Annotated in this window: 14 protein-coding genes; 2 read left to right on the forward strand and 12 right to left on the reverse strand. The window is 67.1% G+C overall.

From position 1 onward, the window contains the following. Positions 1-17: 17 nt before the first annotated feature. The gene (locus tag ACSQ2B_RS07680) at positions 18-1,250 is read left to right on the forward strand and encodes a glycosyltransferase family 4 protein (protein ID WP_436048735.1); all 1,233 of its coding nucleotides are present in this window, start codon (positions 18-20) and stop codon (positions 1,248-1,250) included. Positions 1,251-1,308: 58 nt separating this feature from the next. On the opposite strand, the gene ACSQ2B_RS07685 is transcribed toward ACSQ2B_RS07680, so the two are convergent. From ACSQ2B_RS07685 to ACSQ2B_RS07700, 4 genes are all read right to left on the reverse strand, one after another. Beyond that, a complete protein-coding gene (locus tag ACSQ2B_RS07685; RefSeq protein WP_436048737.1) occupies positions 1,309-2,712 on the reverse strand; it encodes an O-antigen ligase family protein in 1,404 nt (467 codons plus the stop codon). Further along, positions 2,688-3,689 carry a glycosyltransferase gene (locus ACSQ2B_RS07690; RefSeq protein WP_436048739.1) on the reverse strand — a complete coding sequence of 334 codons (1,002 nt, stop codon included), beginning with the start codon at positions 3,687-3,689 and terminating at the stop codon, positions 2,688-2,690. The genes ACSQ2B_RS07685 and ACSQ2B_RS07690 overlap by 25 nt, the downstream gene beginning before the upstream one ends. A gap of 448 nt (positions 3,690-4,137) precedes the next feature. Then, complete coding sequence (locus ACSQ2B_RS07695; RefSeq protein ID WP_436048741.1) at positions 4,138-5,313, reverse strand: glycosyltransferase; 1,176 nt, start codon at positions 5,311-5,313, stop codon at positions 4,138-4,140. A 230-nt stretch (positions 5,314-5,543) separates the two neighbouring features. After that, positions 5,544-7,292 carry a hypothetical protein gene (locus ACSQ2B_RS07700; RefSeq protein WP_436048742.1) on the reverse strand — a complete coding sequence of 583 codons (1,749 nt, stop codon included), beginning with the start codon at positions 7,290-7,292 and terminating at the stop codon, positions 5,544-5,546. Positions 7,293-7,566: 274 nt separating this feature from the next. Between ACSQ2B_RS07700 and ACSQ2B_RS07705 the strand changes: the two genes are divergently transcribed. Beyond that, positions 7,567-8,586 carry a polysaccharide pyruvyl transferase family protein gene (locus tag ACSQ2B_RS07705; RefSeq protein WP_436048744.1) on the forward strand — a complete coding sequence of 340 codons (1,020 nt, stop codon included), beginning with the start codon at positions 7,567-7,569 and terminating at the stop codon, positions 8,584-8,586. Between the two features lie 72 nt (positions 8,587-8,658). Here ACSQ2B_RS07705 and ACSQ2B_RS07710 read toward each other — a convergent pair whose 3' ends face one another. The 8 genes from ACSQ2B_RS07710 to ACSQ2B_RS07745 all read right to left on the reverse strand — a co-directional run bounded on the left by ACSQ2B_RS07710 (position 8,659) and on the right by ACSQ2B_RS07745 (position 18,117). Then, a complete protein-coding gene (locus tag ACSQ2B_RS07710; protein ID WP_436048746.1) occupies positions 8,659-10,167 on the reverse strand; it encodes a lipopolysaccharide biosynthesis protein in 1,509 nt (502 codons plus the stop codon). Between the two features lie 64 nt (positions 10,168-10,231). After that, positions 10,232-11,275: a glycosyltransferase gene (locus ACSQ2B_RS07715; RefSeq protein WP_436048748.1), complete on the reverse strand. Its 1,044-nt coding sequence runs from the start codon at positions 11,273-11,275 to the stop codon at positions 10,232-10,234. Positions 11,276-11,631: 356 nt separating this feature from the next. After that, entirely contained in the window at positions 11,632-12,849 is a 1,218-nt protein-coding gene (locus ACSQ2B_RS07720; RefSeq protein ID WP_436048750.1) for a glycosyltransferase family 4 protein, read from the reverse strand. After that, positions 12,846-13,637: a hypothetical protein gene (locus tag ACSQ2B_RS07725; RefSeq protein ID WP_436048752.1), complete on the reverse strand. Its 792-nt coding sequence runs from the start codon at positions 13,635-13,637 to the stop codon at positions 12,846-12,848. The genes ACSQ2B_RS07720 and ACSQ2B_RS07725 overlap by 4 nt, the downstream gene beginning before the upstream one ends. Beyond that, positions 13,630-14,835, reverse strand: a complete 1,206-nt coding sequence (locus ACSQ2B_RS07730) for an FAD-dependent oxidoreductase (protein WP_436048754.1) — start codon at positions 14,833-14,835, stop codon at positions 13,630-13,632. Before ACSQ2B_RS07730 ends, ACSQ2B_RS07725 begins: the two co-directional genes overlap by 8 nt. Beyond that, positions 14,836-15,858, reverse strand: a complete 1,023-nt coding sequence (locus ACSQ2B_RS07735; protein WP_436048756.1) for a glycosyltransferase — start codon at positions 15,856-15,858, stop codon at positions 14,836-14,838. Then, the gene (locus ACSQ2B_RS07740; protein WP_436048758.1) at positions 15,855-16,859 is read right to left on the reverse strand and encodes a glycosyltransferase family 2 protein; all 1,005 of its coding nucleotides are present in this window, start codon (positions 16,857-16,859) and stop codon (positions 15,855-15,857) included. The genes ACSQ2B_RS07735 and ACSQ2B_RS07740 overlap by 4 nt, the downstream gene beginning before the upstream one ends. A 280-nt stretch (positions 16,860-17,139) precedes the next feature. Continuing rightward, entirely contained in the window at positions 17,140-18,117 is a 978-nt protein-coding gene (locus ACSQ2B_RS07745; RefSeq protein ID WP_436048760.1) for a glycosyltransferase family 2 protein, read from the reverse strand. Position 18,118 lies beyond the last annotated feature (1 nt).

Genomic DNA, 18,118 nt, shown 5'->3' on the forward strand with positions numbered 1-18,118 from the left:
AACGGGCGGGGGAACCGGTGCGCATTCTCGTGCATGACTACGCCGGACACCCCTTTCAGTTCGACCTTTCTCGCGCGCTGGCCCGCCGCGGCCATGTGGTTCTGCATGCCTATTTCGCCGGCGATCAGGGTCCGAAGGGCCAGATCGACCGGCTGCCGGACGATCCAGAGACCCTGACGATCAAGGGGCTGTCGCTCGACCAACCCTACGACAAGGGCGACCTCTTCGGCCGGCACCGCAGCGACATCCGATATGGCGCGATCGCCAGCCAGGCGATCACCGAGTTTTCGCCCGACGTCGTCATCTCGGGCAATACGCCGCTCGACGCCCAAAGCCAGATCCAGGCGGCGAGCACCCGCGCCGGCGCGGCCTTCGTCAACTGGATCCAGGATTTCTACAGCGTCGCGATCAGCGAGCTGCTGTCGTCCCGCTGGTTCGGCCTCGGCCGAATGGTGGCCGCTCGCTACGGGCGGTTGGAGCGCCAGCAGTTGCAGGCCAGCGACCATATCGTCGTCATCAGCGACGATTTTCGGCCTCTGATCCAGCGCACCGGCGTGGACCTGGGAAAGGTCACCACCATTCCCAACTGGGGACCGCTCGACAACATCCCGCAGCGGCCAAAGTCGAATGCCTGGGCGCAGAGCCACGACCTCGCGGACAAGTTCGTGTTCGCCTATTCGGGGACCCTGGGCCTGAAGCACAACCCGGCCCTTCTCACGGCCCTGGCGGACCATTTCGCCGACCGCCCCGACGTGGCGGTCGTGGTGGCGGCCAGCGGACTTGGGCTGGAGGAGCTGAAGACCATGGTGGCCAAGCGGCCGCGCGCCAATCTGAAGCTGCTGCCGCTGATCGATTTCGCCGAATATCCCGACTACCTCGGCGCCGCCGACGTCCTGATCGGCGTCCTGGAGAAGGACGCGGGTCGCTTCTCCGTGCCATCGAAAGTCCTGGCCTATCTCTGCGCCGGCCGGCCGATCCTGCTTTCCGCTCCACTGCAGAACCAGGCGGCCCAGCTGGTGATGACGATCGACGCCGGCCCGGTCACCGCGCCGGACGACGAAACCGCCTTCCTCGCCGCCGCCACCGAGCTCTACACCGACGCACCGCATCGCCACGCCTGTGGTCAGCACGGCCGGTTGTACGCCGAGGCGCATTTCGACGTCGAACGCGTCGCCGATCAGTTCGAGTCGATCTTCCTGAACCTTGCGGCGCCCTCGCACGCCGCGCGGCTGCGGCTTCGCAGCTCCTAGCTCCGAAAGCTGGACATCAGCCGATCGCCACGCCGCTCGGCCTGCCCTCCCCCGCCCTTTAGGACACGGAGCCGACCGCGGCGGGGGCGGACGTCTCGGCCCATGTGTTGGTCGCGGCGAATAGTCCGAGCAGACAGGCGCCCAAGGTCGCCGCTGCGGGGACGTTCAGCACGATGTCGGTCAGGCTGATGGCGCCGAGCAGCAAAAGGCTCACGGCGAGGCTCAGCTTCACCGAACGGCCTCCGCGCGGCGCCGTCGCCTTGAGGGCCGGAAGAATCAGGACCCCGATGCTGGACAGAAGAAGGGCGGCGAACAGCCAGCCGCCCTCCAGGGCGGCTTGCAGGACGCTGTTGTGCGCCGCGCCGTAGTTCCAGAGCACCGGCGCGCTCGCCGCCGGCAATTCGTGCACGAACGCCACCCGGAAACTGCCGAGGCCGAAGCCCCAGGGCGCTTCCAGGGTCAGCCGCAGGATGTGGACCAGGCCGTCCACCCGGCCCTGCAGGTTCTGCGCGAAGTCGCCCCGCATGAAGGCCGAACCGCCGAGCAGGCCGATCAGGGCGACCGCGACGGTCATGGCCGCGAGATCGATCCGGCGCCCGACGCGCACGTTGCGGAAAAACCGTCGGGGGATCGCCCCCAGCGAGAGGAAGGCCAGCGCGATCGCCAGTCCGCCAAGCGAGATGCGCGAGCGGGTCAGGGCGCAGGCCCCGACAAACAGCAGGATCACCAGGATCTGGATGGCCAGTTCGGCGTAGCGTGAGCGCCGCATCATCGGGTGCAGATCGCTCAGCAGCGACAGCTGCCGGCGCAGCAGGCCTGCGCCGAGAATGGCGAAAAGGCCGAAGACCGCGCCCGCCGCATTGGCGTTCAGCAGCGTCCCCGTGAAGCGCTCCCAATGCCCGGTCTTCTCGCTCCCCAGGATAAGGGTCGGATCGGCCTGGTACAGGGTCAGCGCCGCCAGGGTGTAGACCACCGCCCCGGCCTGAAGGACCTGCAGCACCGTCACCGCGCGCTGGATGTTCGCCGCGGCGAACGCCACGGCGACCACCAGACCCGCCAGCCCCAGCAGCTTGGCGATCTCGACGAGCGTCTGGTCCGGCGCGACCGAACCGCCCTGCGCCAGCGCCAAGGCGGCGAGCGGCTGAGCCGCGGCCGGCGGCGCGCCAAGGCCGAGGCGGACCAGGGGGATCAGGATGGCCAGCAGAAAAAGGATCGCGCTGATCTTCCACGACTTGGGAATGGCGCGTGCTTCGTCGCGCACGGTCCAGAGCAGGAAGCCGCAGACGAGCAGATTGGCCAGGGCCGACAGCACCGACGGGAGGCTGGCGTTGGCGCCAAGCGCCGCCAGCGCGCCGAACACGACCACCAGCAGCGGCGCCCAGGTCCGGCCGCGCCGCCACCACGTCTCGACGAAAGCCCCGGGCGAAGCGGCGGATCTCAGCGGGTTTGGATGGGTTGCCACGTCTGGTAGCGCTTCCCGCGCCAAGCATCCACCAGACCCAGGCTGGCCGCATAGATGGCCGTGGCCGCCTCGGTCATGTGGCTCAGCGGCGGCAGATTGGCGAGACGGCCGAGGCCGTAGGTGATGACCGCCGCCGCCAGCAAGGCGAACGCCGCAAGGCCGCCCCACTGGGCGCCGACGAACAGCAGGGCGAAGATCAGGCAGATCAAGGCGTTGAAGCCGCTGTACCAGCGCATCAACCGGTGGGAGATGTATTTCACGAATTCGCCGGCCGGCATCTTGATGAGCTGCGGCCAGAGGTAGACGTGGCTGGCGTAGGCCCGGCAGGCGATACGGCGCTTGCGGCGGAACTCGTCCTGAGGAACCGCAGACGTCCGCTCATAGGCGATGACGTCAGCGGCGCTCACCAGGCGCCGGTTGTCGAAGATGACCGACATGCTGACGATGAAATCATCGAGCAGATGCCCCGGCACCTCGGGATAGAGGTCGCGGCGGGTGGCGAACAGCGAGCCGTCGGCCCCCATGGTGGAGCCCGACCGGGACTCGCCCTGCTTGATGAACTCCTCGAGCCGCCAATAGACGGACCCCATGCGCGCCGTGACGCTCTCGGCGCCGTTCGTATAGATCAGGGTGCCGCAGACGCCGCCGACCTCAGGATCGTTGAAATAGGCGAGCAGCCGCTTGATCGAGTCCGGTTCGACCGTGACGTTGGCGTCGGTGAAGATCAGCACCTCCGTCTTCGCCTCCTGGGCCAGCCGGCGCATGCCCACCGCCTTGCCCGTCCGCTCCTTGGCGGCGATGACTTCGACCAGGTCCTTTTCGGCGCTCAGGATCGCCAAGGTGGCGTCGGTGGATTCATCCACATAGGCCATGAACTTGACGTCGGGCGCGATGGCGCGGATCGCGCGCAGGTTCTCGATCTTCGCGGGAAGCGAGCGTTCCTCATTGTAGGCGCAAAACACGAGGGTGGCGCTCACCGGAGGGGCGGCGTCATCGATCCGAAGAGGCCGGCGCGGCAACAAGCGGAGCAAAAGCGGATATATTAGGTAGGGATAGATGGCGGCCAGCCCGAAGCCGATCGCTAAGCCCAACAACGTCAACGCCATTCCGCCTTTCCCCGTTGGGCGCAGTCGCTTCGCGCCGCACTAATCACCCTCCCTGACGCGACGCACCGGCGACGCCCCCAGAGCATCAGCTGAGCGCTGTGGTGATCGGCTACCCCGCGATCTTGCCCACCAAGCATCGTACGCGAGTGCGCAGGATAGTTCCCGCGCAATCGCATGACCAGTTGCAATACGTGACGCTCAGGTCGCGCGACCCCCGGTGGGGCAAGGCCAGCTTCACGTAGCAAGCAATGCCCGCTCACCAAGGCTAATATGCGACGGCGACGGCTTGCGGGCGCCGCATTTGCAATGGCTCCACACCTCAACGCGCGCCCACCACGGCAGGCCTCCTGGGCGCAGCGTCCTCGATCGAGGCGGCCAACTGGTCCTGGAGCGTCTTTTGGTTGAATTCGGTCTCGACCTTGCGTCGCGCCCGGCGTGCGAGCGCCAGGCGCAGCGCGGGCTCGGCCAGCGCCCGTTCCAGCTGCACGACGAGGTCGTCGACGTCGCCCTCCTGCGCCAGTAGGCCGCAGGCGCCGTGACCGACCAATTCCGGGATCCCGCTGTGCTGCGTGGAAACCACGCATGCGCCGCTCGCCATCGCCTCCATCAAGGCGACGGGAATGCCCTCCATGTCACCGTTCTTCGCCGTCAGGGACGGCAGAAGGAAGATGTCAGCCGCCTCGAGATGGCGGCGCACGCCGGCGGAATCGAGCGATCCGACGAACTGCACCCGTTCGCCCAGCTGCAGCTCGACAGCCAGGCGCTTCAGGTCTTCGAGCAGCGGGCCGGAGCCGACGATCTCGTAGCGCCAGTCGGCGGCGTCGCGCGGTAGGCGGGCCAAGGCTCGCAAGGCCACCTCGACCCCCTTCTTCTCCACCAGGCGACCGACCGAGAGGATCCGCGCGACGGGCCCGGGCGTCCGCTCGGCGAACGGCAGCGCATCGCAGTCGACGCCGGTGCGCGCGAGCAGGATGCGCTCCTGCGGGCACCCCAGTTCGATCAGGCTGGACCGCCAGAGCTCGCTGATCGGCAGAAACCGATCGCCGTGCGCGAACAGCGTCCTGTAGACGCCTCGCCCCTCGCTCAGGATGTAGGACGACAGATCGTAGCCGTGGAAGATCGTCCACAGCTGCGCCCGGCGGCCCGGCTTGGCCGAGCGAGACGCCCGCAAGCCATTTGGGCCGAAATGGCAGAGCACGATGTCCGCCAGTTCCAGGGCTCTGCGATCCCTCGCCCGGGCGCGCCAGTTCCGAAAACGCCCCTTGACCTGTCGCGGCAGCGGCGCGCGTTCGATCCGGCGCATCCAGGCTTCGCTGGAGACGTAGCGCACCCGCGACTGCAGCCGCGGATCGAGATCGCCCGTCCCCGCGCGCTGCGCATGCACCTCGAGATCGAACCCGGCCTCGAGCAGCGCCAAGGCCTGATCCCGGACAAAGGTCTCGGAGAGCTCGGGGAAACGGTCAATCAGCAGAATAACCTTGGTCTGCGAACGCACCGATGCCTCGATGGCGGCGTGCATTGCTGCAGAGTCAGCCTGCGTTCCAAGTCGAACGTTCAGTGGAAATCCCCTCTGAAGCGAGCATAGCTGTAAAGGGGCCGCCGCATCCAGGCAATGCCTGCAAGCAGCCTTCTCACAACGCCGGCCCCCGGCGCCCCGCCTTGCGATGTCGTCGCCGCGCCGATCATGCCTGTTCCATCGCTCGCGCGCTCAACCGAGGTCCGCCTTCAGCGGCGGACCGCGATCCGCCCGCCGCCAGGCTCGGCGAGGATGCGGTCGATCGTCTCGCTCGCCGGCCTGTGCCCTTGGCTGATACGCGCCGTCAGAGCGTCGCACTCCGGCGATGGCGGAGCCGGAGGATGGTCCCAGGTCAGGATATGCACCTGGAAGGGACCGTCGTTCACCGAAACGATCTTGTGCTGCGTATGCTGATCCAGGAAGGCCTGGACGTCAGCGTCCATTTCGACCGGCGCCGGCCAGCTGTTGGCGTAGCCCAGAACAGCGCCCCTAGGATAACAGCCGTAGACGAGCTGGACGTTCTTCAGCGTCGAAATATATGGCCGCCCCGTCCGTCGATCCGAGTTCAGCTCCTTCTTGGTGCCTGTGATGTTGTACCGGGGAGCTATCGCCACATCGTAAGCGCCGATGTAGCGCAGCATTCTGAACTCGTCGGTCGTCACGATCACGGACCGGCCGGAAAGCGCCGACGCGATCTCGGCCCGCCGGCTCTGCCAGGGCTCATCCGCCGGCGTCGCGAACAGCAGGCTCTTCGCCTGGACCACGCGCTTCAGCCCGCCGAGGCTGGAGGTGATGGTGACGGCGAAGCCAGGACTGGCGCTGAGCGCCGCCGCCAGGGTGAACCCCGCGAGCGCCGGCCAGAACCACTTGCGTCCACCGCCCGCCGCCGACCAGTCGCGGAAGAGGAACCTCCATCCCGCCGAAACCCCCAGCCCGCAGATGGTGAACACGAAGGGCAGAGCGAACAGGATGTAACGAGGCGCCTTCATCCCGGCGGTGGACAAGGCGATGACGATCGTGGCGGGAATGGCGATGAATAGAACAGTCAGCGGCGGATTTTGTCGATAGGCCAGAACCGCAGACAGGATAAACCCAGATATCAGCAGCGGGTACTCCGCAATCAGATACCTGATATAATATAGTGCATCGCCCTCCTGCCCCCTATTCCACTGCTCCGCGTGCGAGAAAAGATGAGCCAGGCGCGCCACCTCATATGGGCGACTGAACACCATGAACGCTACGCCCGCGGCGACCAGGACAACACCAAGGGTCGCAATCCCCCCGATGAGTTTCGGCGACACCCCGGAGCGGCGAAGCATCCAGACGCCCCAACACCCGATGGCGAGCACGCCAAAGATCGTGCTCGGCTGCAGATGCATGGCGATCAGCGCGCTCGCCCCCCCGACGACGACGGCTCGGATGCGTTTGGCCGGCTCGGCGGTGGTGAACAGATCGTAGGCTGACGTCGCCATCAGCCAGAAGAACAGGGCGTGGATCGAGTAGAATCTCACATAGGCCGACTGCTGCACGGCGACCGCCGACAGACACAGGAACATCGCGGCGGCGAACGCCGCCATCCAGTCAGACCGGAACCTTAGCCAAGTGAAGACGAGCGCGACGTGAAGCGCCCCCGCTATCGCCGCGGGCAACCGCGGAACGACCATATTCCACGTATAATAAGGGGATAGATTCGATATCAACCATGTGAAGAGAGGCGTTCGTCTGTACGCGCCCTCGTAAAGCTGCAACCCATGACCTTGCTGGAGGGATTTTCCTGCAATAATGTGGTATAATTCATCGACCCACACGTCCTGCCGCTGCGCGAGAATTAGCCGTATGGACAGCGCGACGACGAAAAGGGCCGCCCCCATACACAAGACGCGCCAACGATCGTTGGCCAACGACGGGACGCTGAACTCCGACGCCCCCGTCCGCTCGCGCACAGTATCAGCGGTCATCCTTCCCCTCGCTCCGCCCTGACGCTCAAACTAGGCCATTGGTAGCACCCCAACCTTCGCCGCCAAGGATCATCGATAGCTGACCAACGAATATCTCGCGGCGCGCCCGCTAACGCGCAACGGGGGAGCGCTGCGCGCGGCCAGGCTGGGCACGCGCCGGCGTGGCCAGAAGCGTGCGAACAGCCCTTCCCGGCCGCGCCACGGCGACTTTCTATTGCGACGCAACAAGCCAAGATGATAATGTCGACATTCAGGTAAAATGCAGGAAAATCAAATGGCTGCGACGCAGCTTCGGGGCGAACTCAGCGCAAAGATCGAAGCTATCCTGAACCCGCTGTTAGCGGGTCGAAATGAGCATATTTGTATTATCGACCCGCCTGGACACCCGAACGTTGGCGACTGCGCAATTCTGCTCGGAGAGCTGGATTTTTTCGCGCAGCATCACTCCGGCTCGCGCCTGAGCTACTTTGACGTCGACACCTATACGGCCGACGCCGACAAATATATCGATCAGGCCTCCATACTCGTCATCCACGGCGGCGGCAATTTCGGAGATATCTGGCCGCACCACCATCGCATGCGGTCGATGGCGCTCGAGCGCTTCCGCCACAAGCCGATCATCCAGATGCCTCAGAGCATATCGTTCGACAGCGACGAGGAACTGAAGCGGACGGCGGACCTGATCAAGGCCCATTCGGACTTCACCTTGCTGGTTCGCGACACCAGGAGCCAAGCCTTCGCCGAACAGCACTTCGAGTGTCGCGTGATCCTGTGTCCGGACATGGCGTTCGCCATGCGGCCGATTAAGCGCAAGGCGCCCTCGACCGACATCTTTTGCCTGCTGCGGACCGACAAGGAAGCGGTCGCCGACCACGCTGCGATTGAACAGGCGCTCAGGGGCGCAGGGGCCAGGATCGAAGTCGGCGACTGGCTGGAAAATCCGCCCACCCTGACCAGCCAGCTGGACTATCGGCTCAAGCGAATGGCCCGGTTCCATCCGGAACGCATGGCGCCCTTTGGCAAGCAGTTTGTCTGGGCGCGGCAGGCCTATGCCCGAAGCCGGTTGAACTATGGCGTCGAGCTTCTCAGCCGGGGGCGGATCGTCGTCACCGATCGGCTGCACGCGCACGTGCTCAGCAGCCTGCTCGACATCCCGAATTACGCTTTTGATTCCTACGACGGCAAGATTTCCGCCCTGTACGAAACCTGGACGAAGGGACGCGCCGAAGCGACCCTGGTCGCCTCCCCCGCCGAACTCGCCGAGATCCTGCAAAGCCGCCTCAAGGCGGCCTGACGCGGCGGCCGCGCGAGACCAGCTCGGAGCGCCGATTTAGCGGTCAGGCGATTCCGCCTGACCGCATCGTGTTCAGGGGCTCGGCGTCGCCCCCAGCCGCGCTCTTGAAAGCATTCCAAGCAGCCGTTGGGCCATGCCGATGAATTCCGCCTCCGGCCCCTTGGGCGCGCCGGCAGCGCGCCACAGGATCAGGCGTGCGCCGATGTAGGCGATGGCGCCGACGGCGACCCTCGCCGCCACCTCGACGGCCAGCCAGGCGGGCGAACTCGGCACGACCATCAGGTGCGCCACGAGGCCGATCGCGGCGGCCATGATCGCGATGCTGGCGAAGGTCCGGTTGTTCACCTTCAGCTGCGAAATCAGGGTCAGGCCGGTGATCTGCTTCACCACCTGCATTGAGAGACCGATCGCGATGCTGCCGGTGAGGACGCGCGCATAAAGCAGGCCGGTCAGGCCCCAGAAGTGCATGCCGATGAAGATCACCGGAAGACGCATCGCAAACGCCTGCATGTCCCGGATGAACAACATTCTCGACTGACCGTTGGACATGGCCAAAGGCTGCGACATGGAGCCGAGCGTCTGCAGCGCATAAACCGACGCCAGGCACTCCACCACGAAGACGGCGCTGCGCCACTTTTCCCCCATGGCCAGGCGCACAAGGGGGTCGGCGACCATCGCCATGCCGACGCCGGCGGGAAGCGCGATCGCGGTGATCAGCACCTGCGCCGACTGATAGGCGGCGGCCAGCCGCGCGCGATCGTCACGGATTCGAGCGAAGGCCGGGAACAGGGTGTTGCTCAACGGCGCCGTCGCCTCACGCGTCGGGATGACCGCTAGGTTGTCCCCCACCGTATAGAAGCCGAGGGCGGCCCGGCTCAGGAAGCCGCCGACCAGCAGCTGATCGAAACGCCAGTTGATGGTGTTGAACAGCTGCTGCAGCGTCAGCCAGATGGAGAAGGACATCAGGTCCTTCGAGTGCCGGAAGCTGGGACGCGGCAGGAAGGGCAAGACGGTGTACGAGATCAGGAGCCCGGAGAACTGTCCGATCAGGGTGCCGGCCACCAGCGCCCAGTAGCTGTGGGTCGTCACGGCGACGACGACGCCGGCGATGAGCCCGATGAGCTTCTGCGAGACCTGCAGCATGAACTGCTGCCAGAACACCAGGTCCCGCGTCAGCATGATGTTGCGAGGGTTCGCCAATCCCTCGAAAATCGGCCCGATCGCCAAGGCGTAGAGCAAGGGTTCCAGGCGCGGCTCCCTGAACGCCAGGGCCAGCGGATGCGCCAGCCCGGCCAGGAGGGCGGCCAGGATGAAGCCGCGGCAGACCGCGAGCGTCCAGGCGGTGTGAAAATGTTCCTGCGTAGGATCCTTGTGCTGAACAAGGGCCGCAGACATCGAGATGTTGGTGACGGCGCTGAGGATGGCGGTGACCGTCAGCCCGAGGGCCACCACGCCGAAATCGGCCGGCGTGAGCAGCCGGGCCAGCACGGTCGTGCTGATCAGGCCGAAGAGATTGACCGCGCCTCTTGCCCCGGTCATCCACATGGTGCCGACGGCCAGACGCGAACGAACGTCCTTCATTCGAGACAACTCACAGTTGGGCCGCAGACGACCAATCCGAACTCGGCTTCAAGTCTCGCGCTCGTCATCCGCCGACGCTGGACGGGGACTTCGCCATCTCGACAGGCGCCGGGATCAGCCGGCGGATCAGCGCGAGAAGCACGCGCTGGACGACGGCGTTCAGCTGCTCGGTCGCGAACAGGAGGCCGAAGACCAGCTTATCGGATCCCTCGCCGAAGCGGAGCAGATAGCGGAGCGCCGACTGCATCTCCGTCGCCGTGCGCCGGGGATTGGTCAGCTTGAAGAAGGGGCCTCGACGCGCGCGCCAGTCCGCGAGATAGGCCGCGCGGGTGTCGGGCCGCAGAACATATTTCGCATAGTAGGCGCCGCGCCCCGCGTCGAACCGCCTCACCTGCGGCGACACGTCCGGCAGGCGGCGGCGATGGTGGTGCAAGATCACCGGCCGCGGGTCGAAGAGGCCGGCGTCGCCGGACCAGATCCCCGCCGCCACGGCGTCGATGTCTTCTGAGGGAAACGGCGTTCCGGCCCCGAGCTCGCGGTCGAAGCCGCCAATCCTCTCGAGCGTCGTTCGCCGGAAGGCGAGGTTTGCGCCGTGGAAGGAGCCCGTCCGAACCACCGTTTTCGGTGGCGTGAAGACAGGCTCGGTCCGCAGATCGATCGTCAGCGGCGCATCGTCCGGATCGTAGAGCAGGATTCGCCCGCCGACCACGCCCACGTCCGGGTGCTCCGCGAACACGGCCCACATTTTATCAACGAAATCAGGGGTGAAATAGCAGTCGTCATCGGAGAGGGCGATGATCTCACCGCGCGTTTGGCGCCAGCCGCTGTCGCGCGCGGCGCCCAGCCCCGGCTGGTCCTCGTAAGCGTAGCGAAGCCGGCTGTCCTGACGGCAGGCCGCCTTGATCACCTCCTCCGTTCGATCCGTCGACCGATTGTTGAGAATGACGGCTTCCCACGGAATACGGCTCTCGAGCGCCCGCAGGGACGCGATCGTACCGGCCAGCTGGTCTGCACGATTGCGGGTGCACACAAGGATCGAGATCTTCGGAGCGTCCGTCGCCGAGGGCGGAGCGCCGGTCTCGCGGAGGTCGCGTTCGATCTTGCTCATGTCAGACTAAAATAACCTCAGGTATTGCGCTGCAGGCGCGGCAGCGGTCGTGGCGAGGACGGCGTTCGGCCGATCGGGAGATGGCCTGGGTGCGACGGCGCATCATCCAGAGCCGATTCCCTGACGGCTCGCTGCGGACTGTGGAAGGCTACTCAATACGCCGGACCGTGACGACAATGTGTGGGGAAATTGCCTAACTATGATGAACATCGCCGGAGAAACCGGCGCCGTGACACGCGGTCGCGCGATGGGGTCTGGCCGCGCCGGCGCGGCGACGCCGGCGGATCGCAATCCGCCCCTCCGCGCTTGCCGCCGCGGGATCCGCAAGCACATGGTTTCAAGCCCGTCCGGGCTCCTCAAGCGGTGGGCGTGACCCCCGCCGCCTCGGCGCGGGCGGCCGACCGCGGCCGCCCGGGCCCGCTGCTCCGCCCCAGCGAGGCGTAGGCGTCCAACAGCCGCGCCTCGAAAGCCGCCAGGCTGTAATCCGCGTGCACCCGGCTGCGCGCCGTCAGCGCGAGCGCCTGTCCCCCGGCGCGGTCCGCCAGCAGTTGGGCCAGGCCTGCCGCCATCGCCGCGGAATCGGGCGCGGCCAGTCTGGCGCATGAGGCGTCCAGGACCTGGGTGTGGCTGAGGATGTCGGTGGCCAGAACCGGCACGCCCGAGGCCATGTAGGAATAGACCTTCATCGGCGTGTTGACCCCCTTGAGCCGCGGCGAGCAGAGCACGTCGGCCTGGGCCAGATAGCCGTTCAGGTTCGACAGCGGCCGCGGGCCGAGGAATCGTACGCAGTCGCCGACGCCCAGTCCCTCGGCCAGGGCCTGGTGCGCCTCGATCGACTTGGCGTCGCCGCCGATGACGGCGAGGGTGAAACCCGGCGGCCGGCTCATCCGGGCGACGGCCTCGATCAGCAGGCCGACGCCCTGGTAGCCTTCGAGGTTGCCGACATAGAGGGCGAGCGGCCCGTCGCGCTTCACCGTCGCGCGCAGATCCTCGACCTCGCCCGTGGCGGGCTCCAGTCCTGTGGCCGCGTCGGGCGTCACGCGAACCCGGTCCGCCGGAACGTGCGGGCGGATCCTGTCGCCGATCGCCGGGCAGACCGCCAGCACCAGGTCCGAGCCGCGCGCGGCCTGGCTCTCGAACCAGAACAGGAAGCGATGCCAGCGCTTGAGCCCCGGCCACTTCTCCACCAGCTGATCCGACATCAGGGAGTCCATGTCGTAGATCAGCTTGAAGCGGGCCAGTCGTCGGAACGGCAGCGCCAGGAAGACGGCTTCCTCGACGGCGTGAACCACATCGTACCGCTTACGGCCGAGGCGCTTCACCAGCTCGACGCCGAGCCACAGGTCGCAGAGCAGCTTGGCCGGCGAGAAGCCTACGGGGATCTTCTTCACCCCCGGGGGCCGCGCGATGCGGATGTGGGTGAGGCCTGCGACCTCGATGTCCTCGCCGCCCGGAAAGGTGATCAGGTCCACCTTGTGGCCGGCGCCGCAGAGGGCCGTCACCACCTGGCGCACCGCGATCGGCGTTCCGCGCTCGACGTAAAAGGGCTGCGGAGCCAGGAACAGAATTCTCATTGTCCCTCCATGCGTCGCCGCTTCTGAAGTCGCAACTGCAGCTGGTCGGCGATGAAGGCGGGCACGCCGCGCAGGTCGCCATAGCGCTGCATCCTGGTGGCCGGGTTCTTCAGCGCGCTGAGCAGGGCGTGCGCGGGCTTCGCTGCATCCCAGGCCGTCTCAACCACCGCGCCGAAACTTCCGATGCCGGACACGCGGCCGCGGATCGGCAGGACATCGCTGCCCGGCAAGACGTTCAGGCCACGACGCCGCGCGGCGTCGAACAGCGGCGAGCGCCAGACTGCCGGCCGCCCGCCGTTGTCGCCGAGGTGCACCGGACGGGTTTCCAGCAAGTTCTGCACCAGGCCTTTGCGGCGGCCGAGCCATTTGCCGACGCCCCAGGGCGCGACCACCAGCAGGTCCCTCGCGAGCAGGCTGTCGACCATCTCCTCGAGCGGCGCGCCGTCCGGCGACGCCACGCGCTCGCCGAGCGCCAGGATCTCCACCCCCTCGGCGCTGACCAGCTGACGCCCCGCGATGATCAGCAGGTCGGCCGCCTGGCTGCGGAACCACAGCGCATTCGCCTCCGAGGTCGCCTCGATCGGCCCGCCGGGCGTGGCGCTGGCGGCCAGCTGGTCGAAGACGTGGAAGCCCGCGCTCTCGGTGAGCAGCAGGGCGCCGCGTCCGAGGCCGCTGCGGCGACGCACGTTCTGCGCCGCCTGGGCCAGCGCCTCCAGGGCGCGGACCGGCTCATAGATATGGACGTGGGCGTCCACCGCGACGCTCACGCAGTCGCTGGCTTCAGGCATGACGCAGTTCCTCAGCTTTCACGGCCGACGCCGGGTTCCGGCGACGACGCCCTCGGATCACCATCTCGGCGGCCTGCTCCGCAAGGTCATGGGCCGTCGTCAGCTTGACGCCAAGCACCGTGAACAATCCCTCCGGGCCGCCGCGGCCGCCATGGTCGATCATGACGTCACGGCTCCGAAGCTTTTCGCCCTTGCCGTCGGCGTCGGGCAACCGGCCGCAGAGCACCCGCTTGATAGGCATGGCGTCGAAATCCCATCCGGGGAGCGCCTGCCGCAGCTGGTCATGGAAGCCGCGAACCTCCGCCTCCGTGACGGCGCTGCGTCCATCCGACACCGGGACATATTCCGTCCCCGCCAGCAGGCCGTCCGCCGTCGGGCGGATGAAATAGCTTCGGCCGCGGCCCGGCCGCACCGAGACCGCCAGCGCCGCGGCGAGGTCGGGACGCGCGTCGTAGAGGATGTTGAAGGCCAGAGCTCCACAGCCGAGCTCGCCCTCGTCGCGGATCCCGAAACCGGCCGCCAGCGCCTGGGACTGAGGTCCCGCGCAGAGCACGACGAGCGGCGCGCGCACGTCTCGTACCCGGTCGGAGCCTGCGTCGCGGACACGGACGCCCGCCAGCCCGCCCGGCTCGACCAGACCGCCGACCACCTCCACGCCCGTCTCCAGCCGCACCGACGGCCCGGCCTGGGACAGTAGGGCGCGCACCACGCGCGGCGCATCCAGGAGCTCGGCGTCGTACCAGACCGCCGCGCCGACCAGGCCGTCCGCCGGGATGTCGAATTCGGCGAGGGTCTGCGCCCGGCTCCAGAGCCCCCCGGTCGGCAGCTCCGCGCCGGCGCCCAGACCCTTGAGCAAGATCTGCTCCAGGAGGAAGGCGAGACGGAAGGCGGCGGGCGAGCGGAAGGCGCCGCGGTAGAGGGGCATGACGCAGCGCAACGGCCGGACCTGATCCGGGAAGGCCTCGAGATACCACCGCTGATCGCCCTTCGAACGACGCCAGCGATCGATGTCCAGGCTCTGGAGGTATCTCAGACCGCCGTGGACGATCCCGTAGCTGTTCGCGCTGACTCCGGCGGCGGGTTCCGGTTCGCGCTCGAGCAGGAGGCACTGCAGGCCTCGTCGCCCAAGCGCCTGCGCCATCGCCGCGCCCTGGATCCCGGCGCCGACGACGACGACGTCGGCTTCATCTACCGGCATTCATTCGGGCTCGGCGAGGACCCGGCTGCGGCCATCGATAACCGGCCGGCCCTGCTTGCGGCTGGACGCCTGATCGACGATCTCGCGGATCCGGTAATTCAGCGTCGCCGAGCGGGTGAAGATGACGATCTCCGCGATCAGGCCGACGGCGGCGATCTGGATCCCCAGCACCACGAGCAGGACCACGACGATCAGCATCGGCCGATCCTGCAGCCCGACTCCGAAGGCGAAGCGCTGGATCACCAGCAGCAGCCCCGTCAGCAGGCCCGCGGCCGCCAGGCAAAGGCCGATCGATCCGAAGAAGCGGAACGGCTTCTGCATGAAACGGGTGACGAAGGCGATCGCGGCCACGTCCATCAGGCCGTCGACATATTCGCTGACGCTGTGGACCCGGGCCCGGCGGTCGGCCGCGGCCTGCGCCACGGTCACCTGGCTGACCCGGAAGCCGGCCTGTTCGGCCAGCAGCGGCATGAAGCGCTGGTGGCCGTCCAGCAGGTTGATCTCCTGAAACACGTGCGCCCGCGCCGCGCGCACGCTGCAGCCCGGATCGTCGTAGCTCGACTGCGCAAGGCGGGCGACATGCTGGTAGGTCCAGCCCCGCAGGCGGTTCCAGGCGCTGTCCGCCGCCCGGTCACGGCTGCCGACCACCAGGTCGGCGCTGTCCAGCCCCTGCACGAGCGCCGGCAGGGCGGAGGCCTCCACCTGCAGGAAGGGCGGAAGGATCAGCACCTTCTCCGCCCGCGCATGTTTCAGACCTTCCCGCAGGCAGGCGGCCTCGCCGAACACCCGCGGCATGTCGAGCACCATGATCGGCTCGCCGGCCTCGACGAGCTTCACGAGCTCGGCCCAGGCGTCCGGATGCGGTCCGTCGAGCACATAGATGAACTCAACCTTCTGGTCCAAGGGGAGCAGAGAGTCGCGATAGGCCCGGTAAACGGCGCCAACGTCCTCGACCCGCCCTCGCAGGACGATGATGACCGACAGGGCGGGGGGCATGACGTCCGTGCGCGTTTTCGCAATCATTGAGAAGATTCCACATGGGGCGCGCTCACTCGCGAGGCGAGTGTCGCTCCGATTTCGGCGAAGCGCATCGCGCCCCGCTCCGTCAGGGCGAAGATCTGTCCGACCAGGCTCCAGGCGAGCAGGAACAAGGACGAGGCGACAAGCAGCAGGCAGATCGTGACCGGCACCATCGGCAGGTCGCGATGTGTCAGAGCCAGGACGACCAGGGGGATCAGCCCGGCGAGCGTCAGCAGGGTGAAGCTCCAGCTCCACAGCATCGGACGGCGGGCGTAGGTCAGCAGGACGCGGATCGAGATGATGTCCAGGAACACCTTGTAGACCCGCGAGAAGCCGTACTTCGAGACTCCGAACCGGCGTGGGTGGTGCTTCACCTCGATCTGCGCGAGGCGTGCGCCGGCGACCTGCGACAGGGCGGGAATGAACCGGTGCATCTCGCCGTACAGCGGCAGGTGCTGGATCAGTTCGGCGCGATAGGCCTTGAGCGAACAGCCGCTGTCGCGCACCTGCACGCCCATGATCCGCGCCATGATCGCATTGGCGACCTTCGACAGCGCCACGCGCGCGCCGCCGTCCTGTCGCTTCTTGCGCCAGCCGGTCACGATGTCATAGCCCTCTTCGACCAGGGCGAGCAGCCGCGGAATGTCGGTCGGATCGTTCTGCAGGTCGCCGTCCATCGTGATGATGGTGCGGCCGCGCGCGTTCTGGATGCCGGCGACCATGGCGGCCGTCTGGCCGTAGTTGCGGCGCAGGCCGATCGCGCAGACCCGCGGGTCTGCGTTGGCGATCTCGCGCGCAATCTCGAAGGTGCGATCCTTGCTGCCGTCATCGATGATGATCAGCTCGTAGTCGATATTCTCGCCCTTCAGGGCGTTCACGACCGCTTCGTGCAGGAGGCGGATATTGTCCTCCTCGTGATACATCGGAACGACGATCGAGAGCTCAGGCCGCGACGGATCGGGCTTGGCGCCCCCGCGGCGGCGGCTCGACTGTTCGGCGCTCATCGCTGACCCTCACTCATCCCCCAGCCAAAAATGGCGCAAGGCTCACGCCGGCGCTCAGCGCCCGAACGCGAGCCCGTGAAGCCGTCTGAAGGTGCTGAAACAGACTGGAGGCGCCCGCCGCGCTGCAAAAATCGCTTACGCATCCAACTACGATCCCCCGTCGGATCCATTCGCCGCATTCGCGAGACTATACGGCAATGTTGAACCGCAAGTAGTACCGCCAACCGCGTTCCCTGGACACATCAGAAACCCCTGCGCGCTTGAAACGGTCCGCACGAGCCTACATTCCGCGCATCGCGCGAACCCTGCCCCGCACCTGGTCCAGTCCCTGATTGATCTGGCGCATCCGCCCGTAGGAGCAGCCAGCAAGGGTCAGGCCAACCAGAAACAGGGCGCGCGGGCTGCCTCGGCCGCCGCGCCAACCGCCAAGATAAAACCGCCTCGCCGCCCGTCGGCGGCCCGCCTGCAGGAGCACGTCTGCGAAGGCGTTGCGGAACGGCGTGAGGTCGATCCGGCCGCCGCGGTGGAGCGGACGAAGGTGGCGACGATAGAACTGCAGGTAGCCCTTGAGCCTCCGCTGTCCGTTGTTGCTGATCCGTGTGCCACGATGGTGCAACAGCTGTGTGAGCGGCGCCGCGCAGCAGGCGAAGGGACCCGCCTCGGCGAGCCGCACCCAAAGGTCCCAGTCCTGACATGCGGTGAAGCCGGGGTCGAAACCGCCGACGCCGAAGAAGGCGTCGCGGCGGATCATCACGCTGGAGGTCGAGCCCACCACGTTGCGGGTGAGCAGCTCCGCCCCAAGCGCTCCGCTGCGGGTATATTCCGAGGTGTAGATCACCCGCCCGAGGTGATCGTCATGACGGATCTGGGTGTAGCAGAGCACCGCCTCCGGCGCGGCCAGCATGGCCTGGACCTGCCGCTCGATCTTGTCCGGCGACCAGCTGTCGTCACTGTCGAGAAAGGCCAGGAACTCGCCCTTGGCGAGCTCGGCGCCGCGGTTGCGGGCGCGTGGCGCGCCCTGGTTGCGGCCTTCGGCCTCGACCAGGATCGGACGCTCGCACGGGACGGCGCGGGCGCGCGTGACGGTGTCGTCGCGCGAGCCGTCGTCCACGACTATGATCTCAAGCGCCGGATAGGTCTGGGCGACGACGCTGCGCAGCGAGGCCTCGATCGTGTCCGCCGAGTTGAAGCTCGGCATGATCACGCTGACGAGCGGCGTACGCGACGCCGTCTTCGGGGCGGCGGAGGGGTTCGACATG

The organism is Phenylobacterium sp. LjRoot225, assembly GCF_964252855.1.
Lineage (GTDB): Bacteria > Pseudomonadota > Alphaproteobacteria > Caulobacterales > Caulobacteraceae > Phenylobacterium.

Excerpts from the sequence above, each read along its gene's own strand:
- ACSQ2B_RS07700 (WP_436048742.1), bottom strand. The coding sequence starts at position 7,292 with ATGACCGCTGATACTGTGCGCGAGCGGACGGGGGCGTCGGAGTTCAGC.
- ACSQ2B_RS07720 (WP_436048750.1), bottom strand. The coding sequence starts at position 12,849 with ATGAGAATTCTGTTCCTGGCTCCGCAGCCCTTTTACGTCGAGCGCGGA.
- ACSQ2B_RS07745 (WP_436048760.1), bottom strand. The coding sequence starts at position 18,117 with ATGTCGAACCCCTCCGCCGCCCCGAAGACGGCGTCGCGTACGCCGCTC.
- ACSQ2B_RS07740 (WP_436048758.1), bottom strand. The coding sequence starts at position 16,859 with ATGAGCGCCGAACAGTCGAGCCGCCGCCGCGGGGGCGCCAAGCCCGAT.
- ACSQ2B_RS07710 (WP_436048746.1), bottom strand. The coding sequence starts at position 10,167 with ATGAAGGACGTTCGTTCGCGTCTGGCCGTCGGCACCATGTGGATGACC.
- ACSQ2B_RS07725 (WP_436048752.1), bottom strand. The coding sequence starts at position 13,637 with ATGCCTGAAGCCAGCGACTGCGTGAGCGTCGCGGTGGACGCCCACGTC.
- ACSQ2B_RS07705 (WP_436048744.1), top strand. The coding sequence starts at position 7,567 with ATGGCTGCGACGCAGCTTCGGGGCGAACTCAGCGCAAAGATCGAAGCT.
- ACSQ2B_RS07715 (WP_436048748.1), bottom strand. The coding sequence starts at position 11,275 with ATGAGCAAGATCGAACGCGACCTCCGCGAGACCGGCGCTCCGCCCTCG.
- ACSQ2B_RS07730 (WP_436048754.1), bottom strand. The coding sequence starts at position 14,835 with ATGCCGGTAGATGAAGCCGACGTCGTCGTCGTCGGCGCCGGGATCCAG.
- ACSQ2B_RS07735 (WP_436048756.1), bottom strand. The coding sequence starts at position 15,858 with ATGATTGCGAAAACGCGCACGGACGTCATGCCCCCCGCCCTGTCGGTC.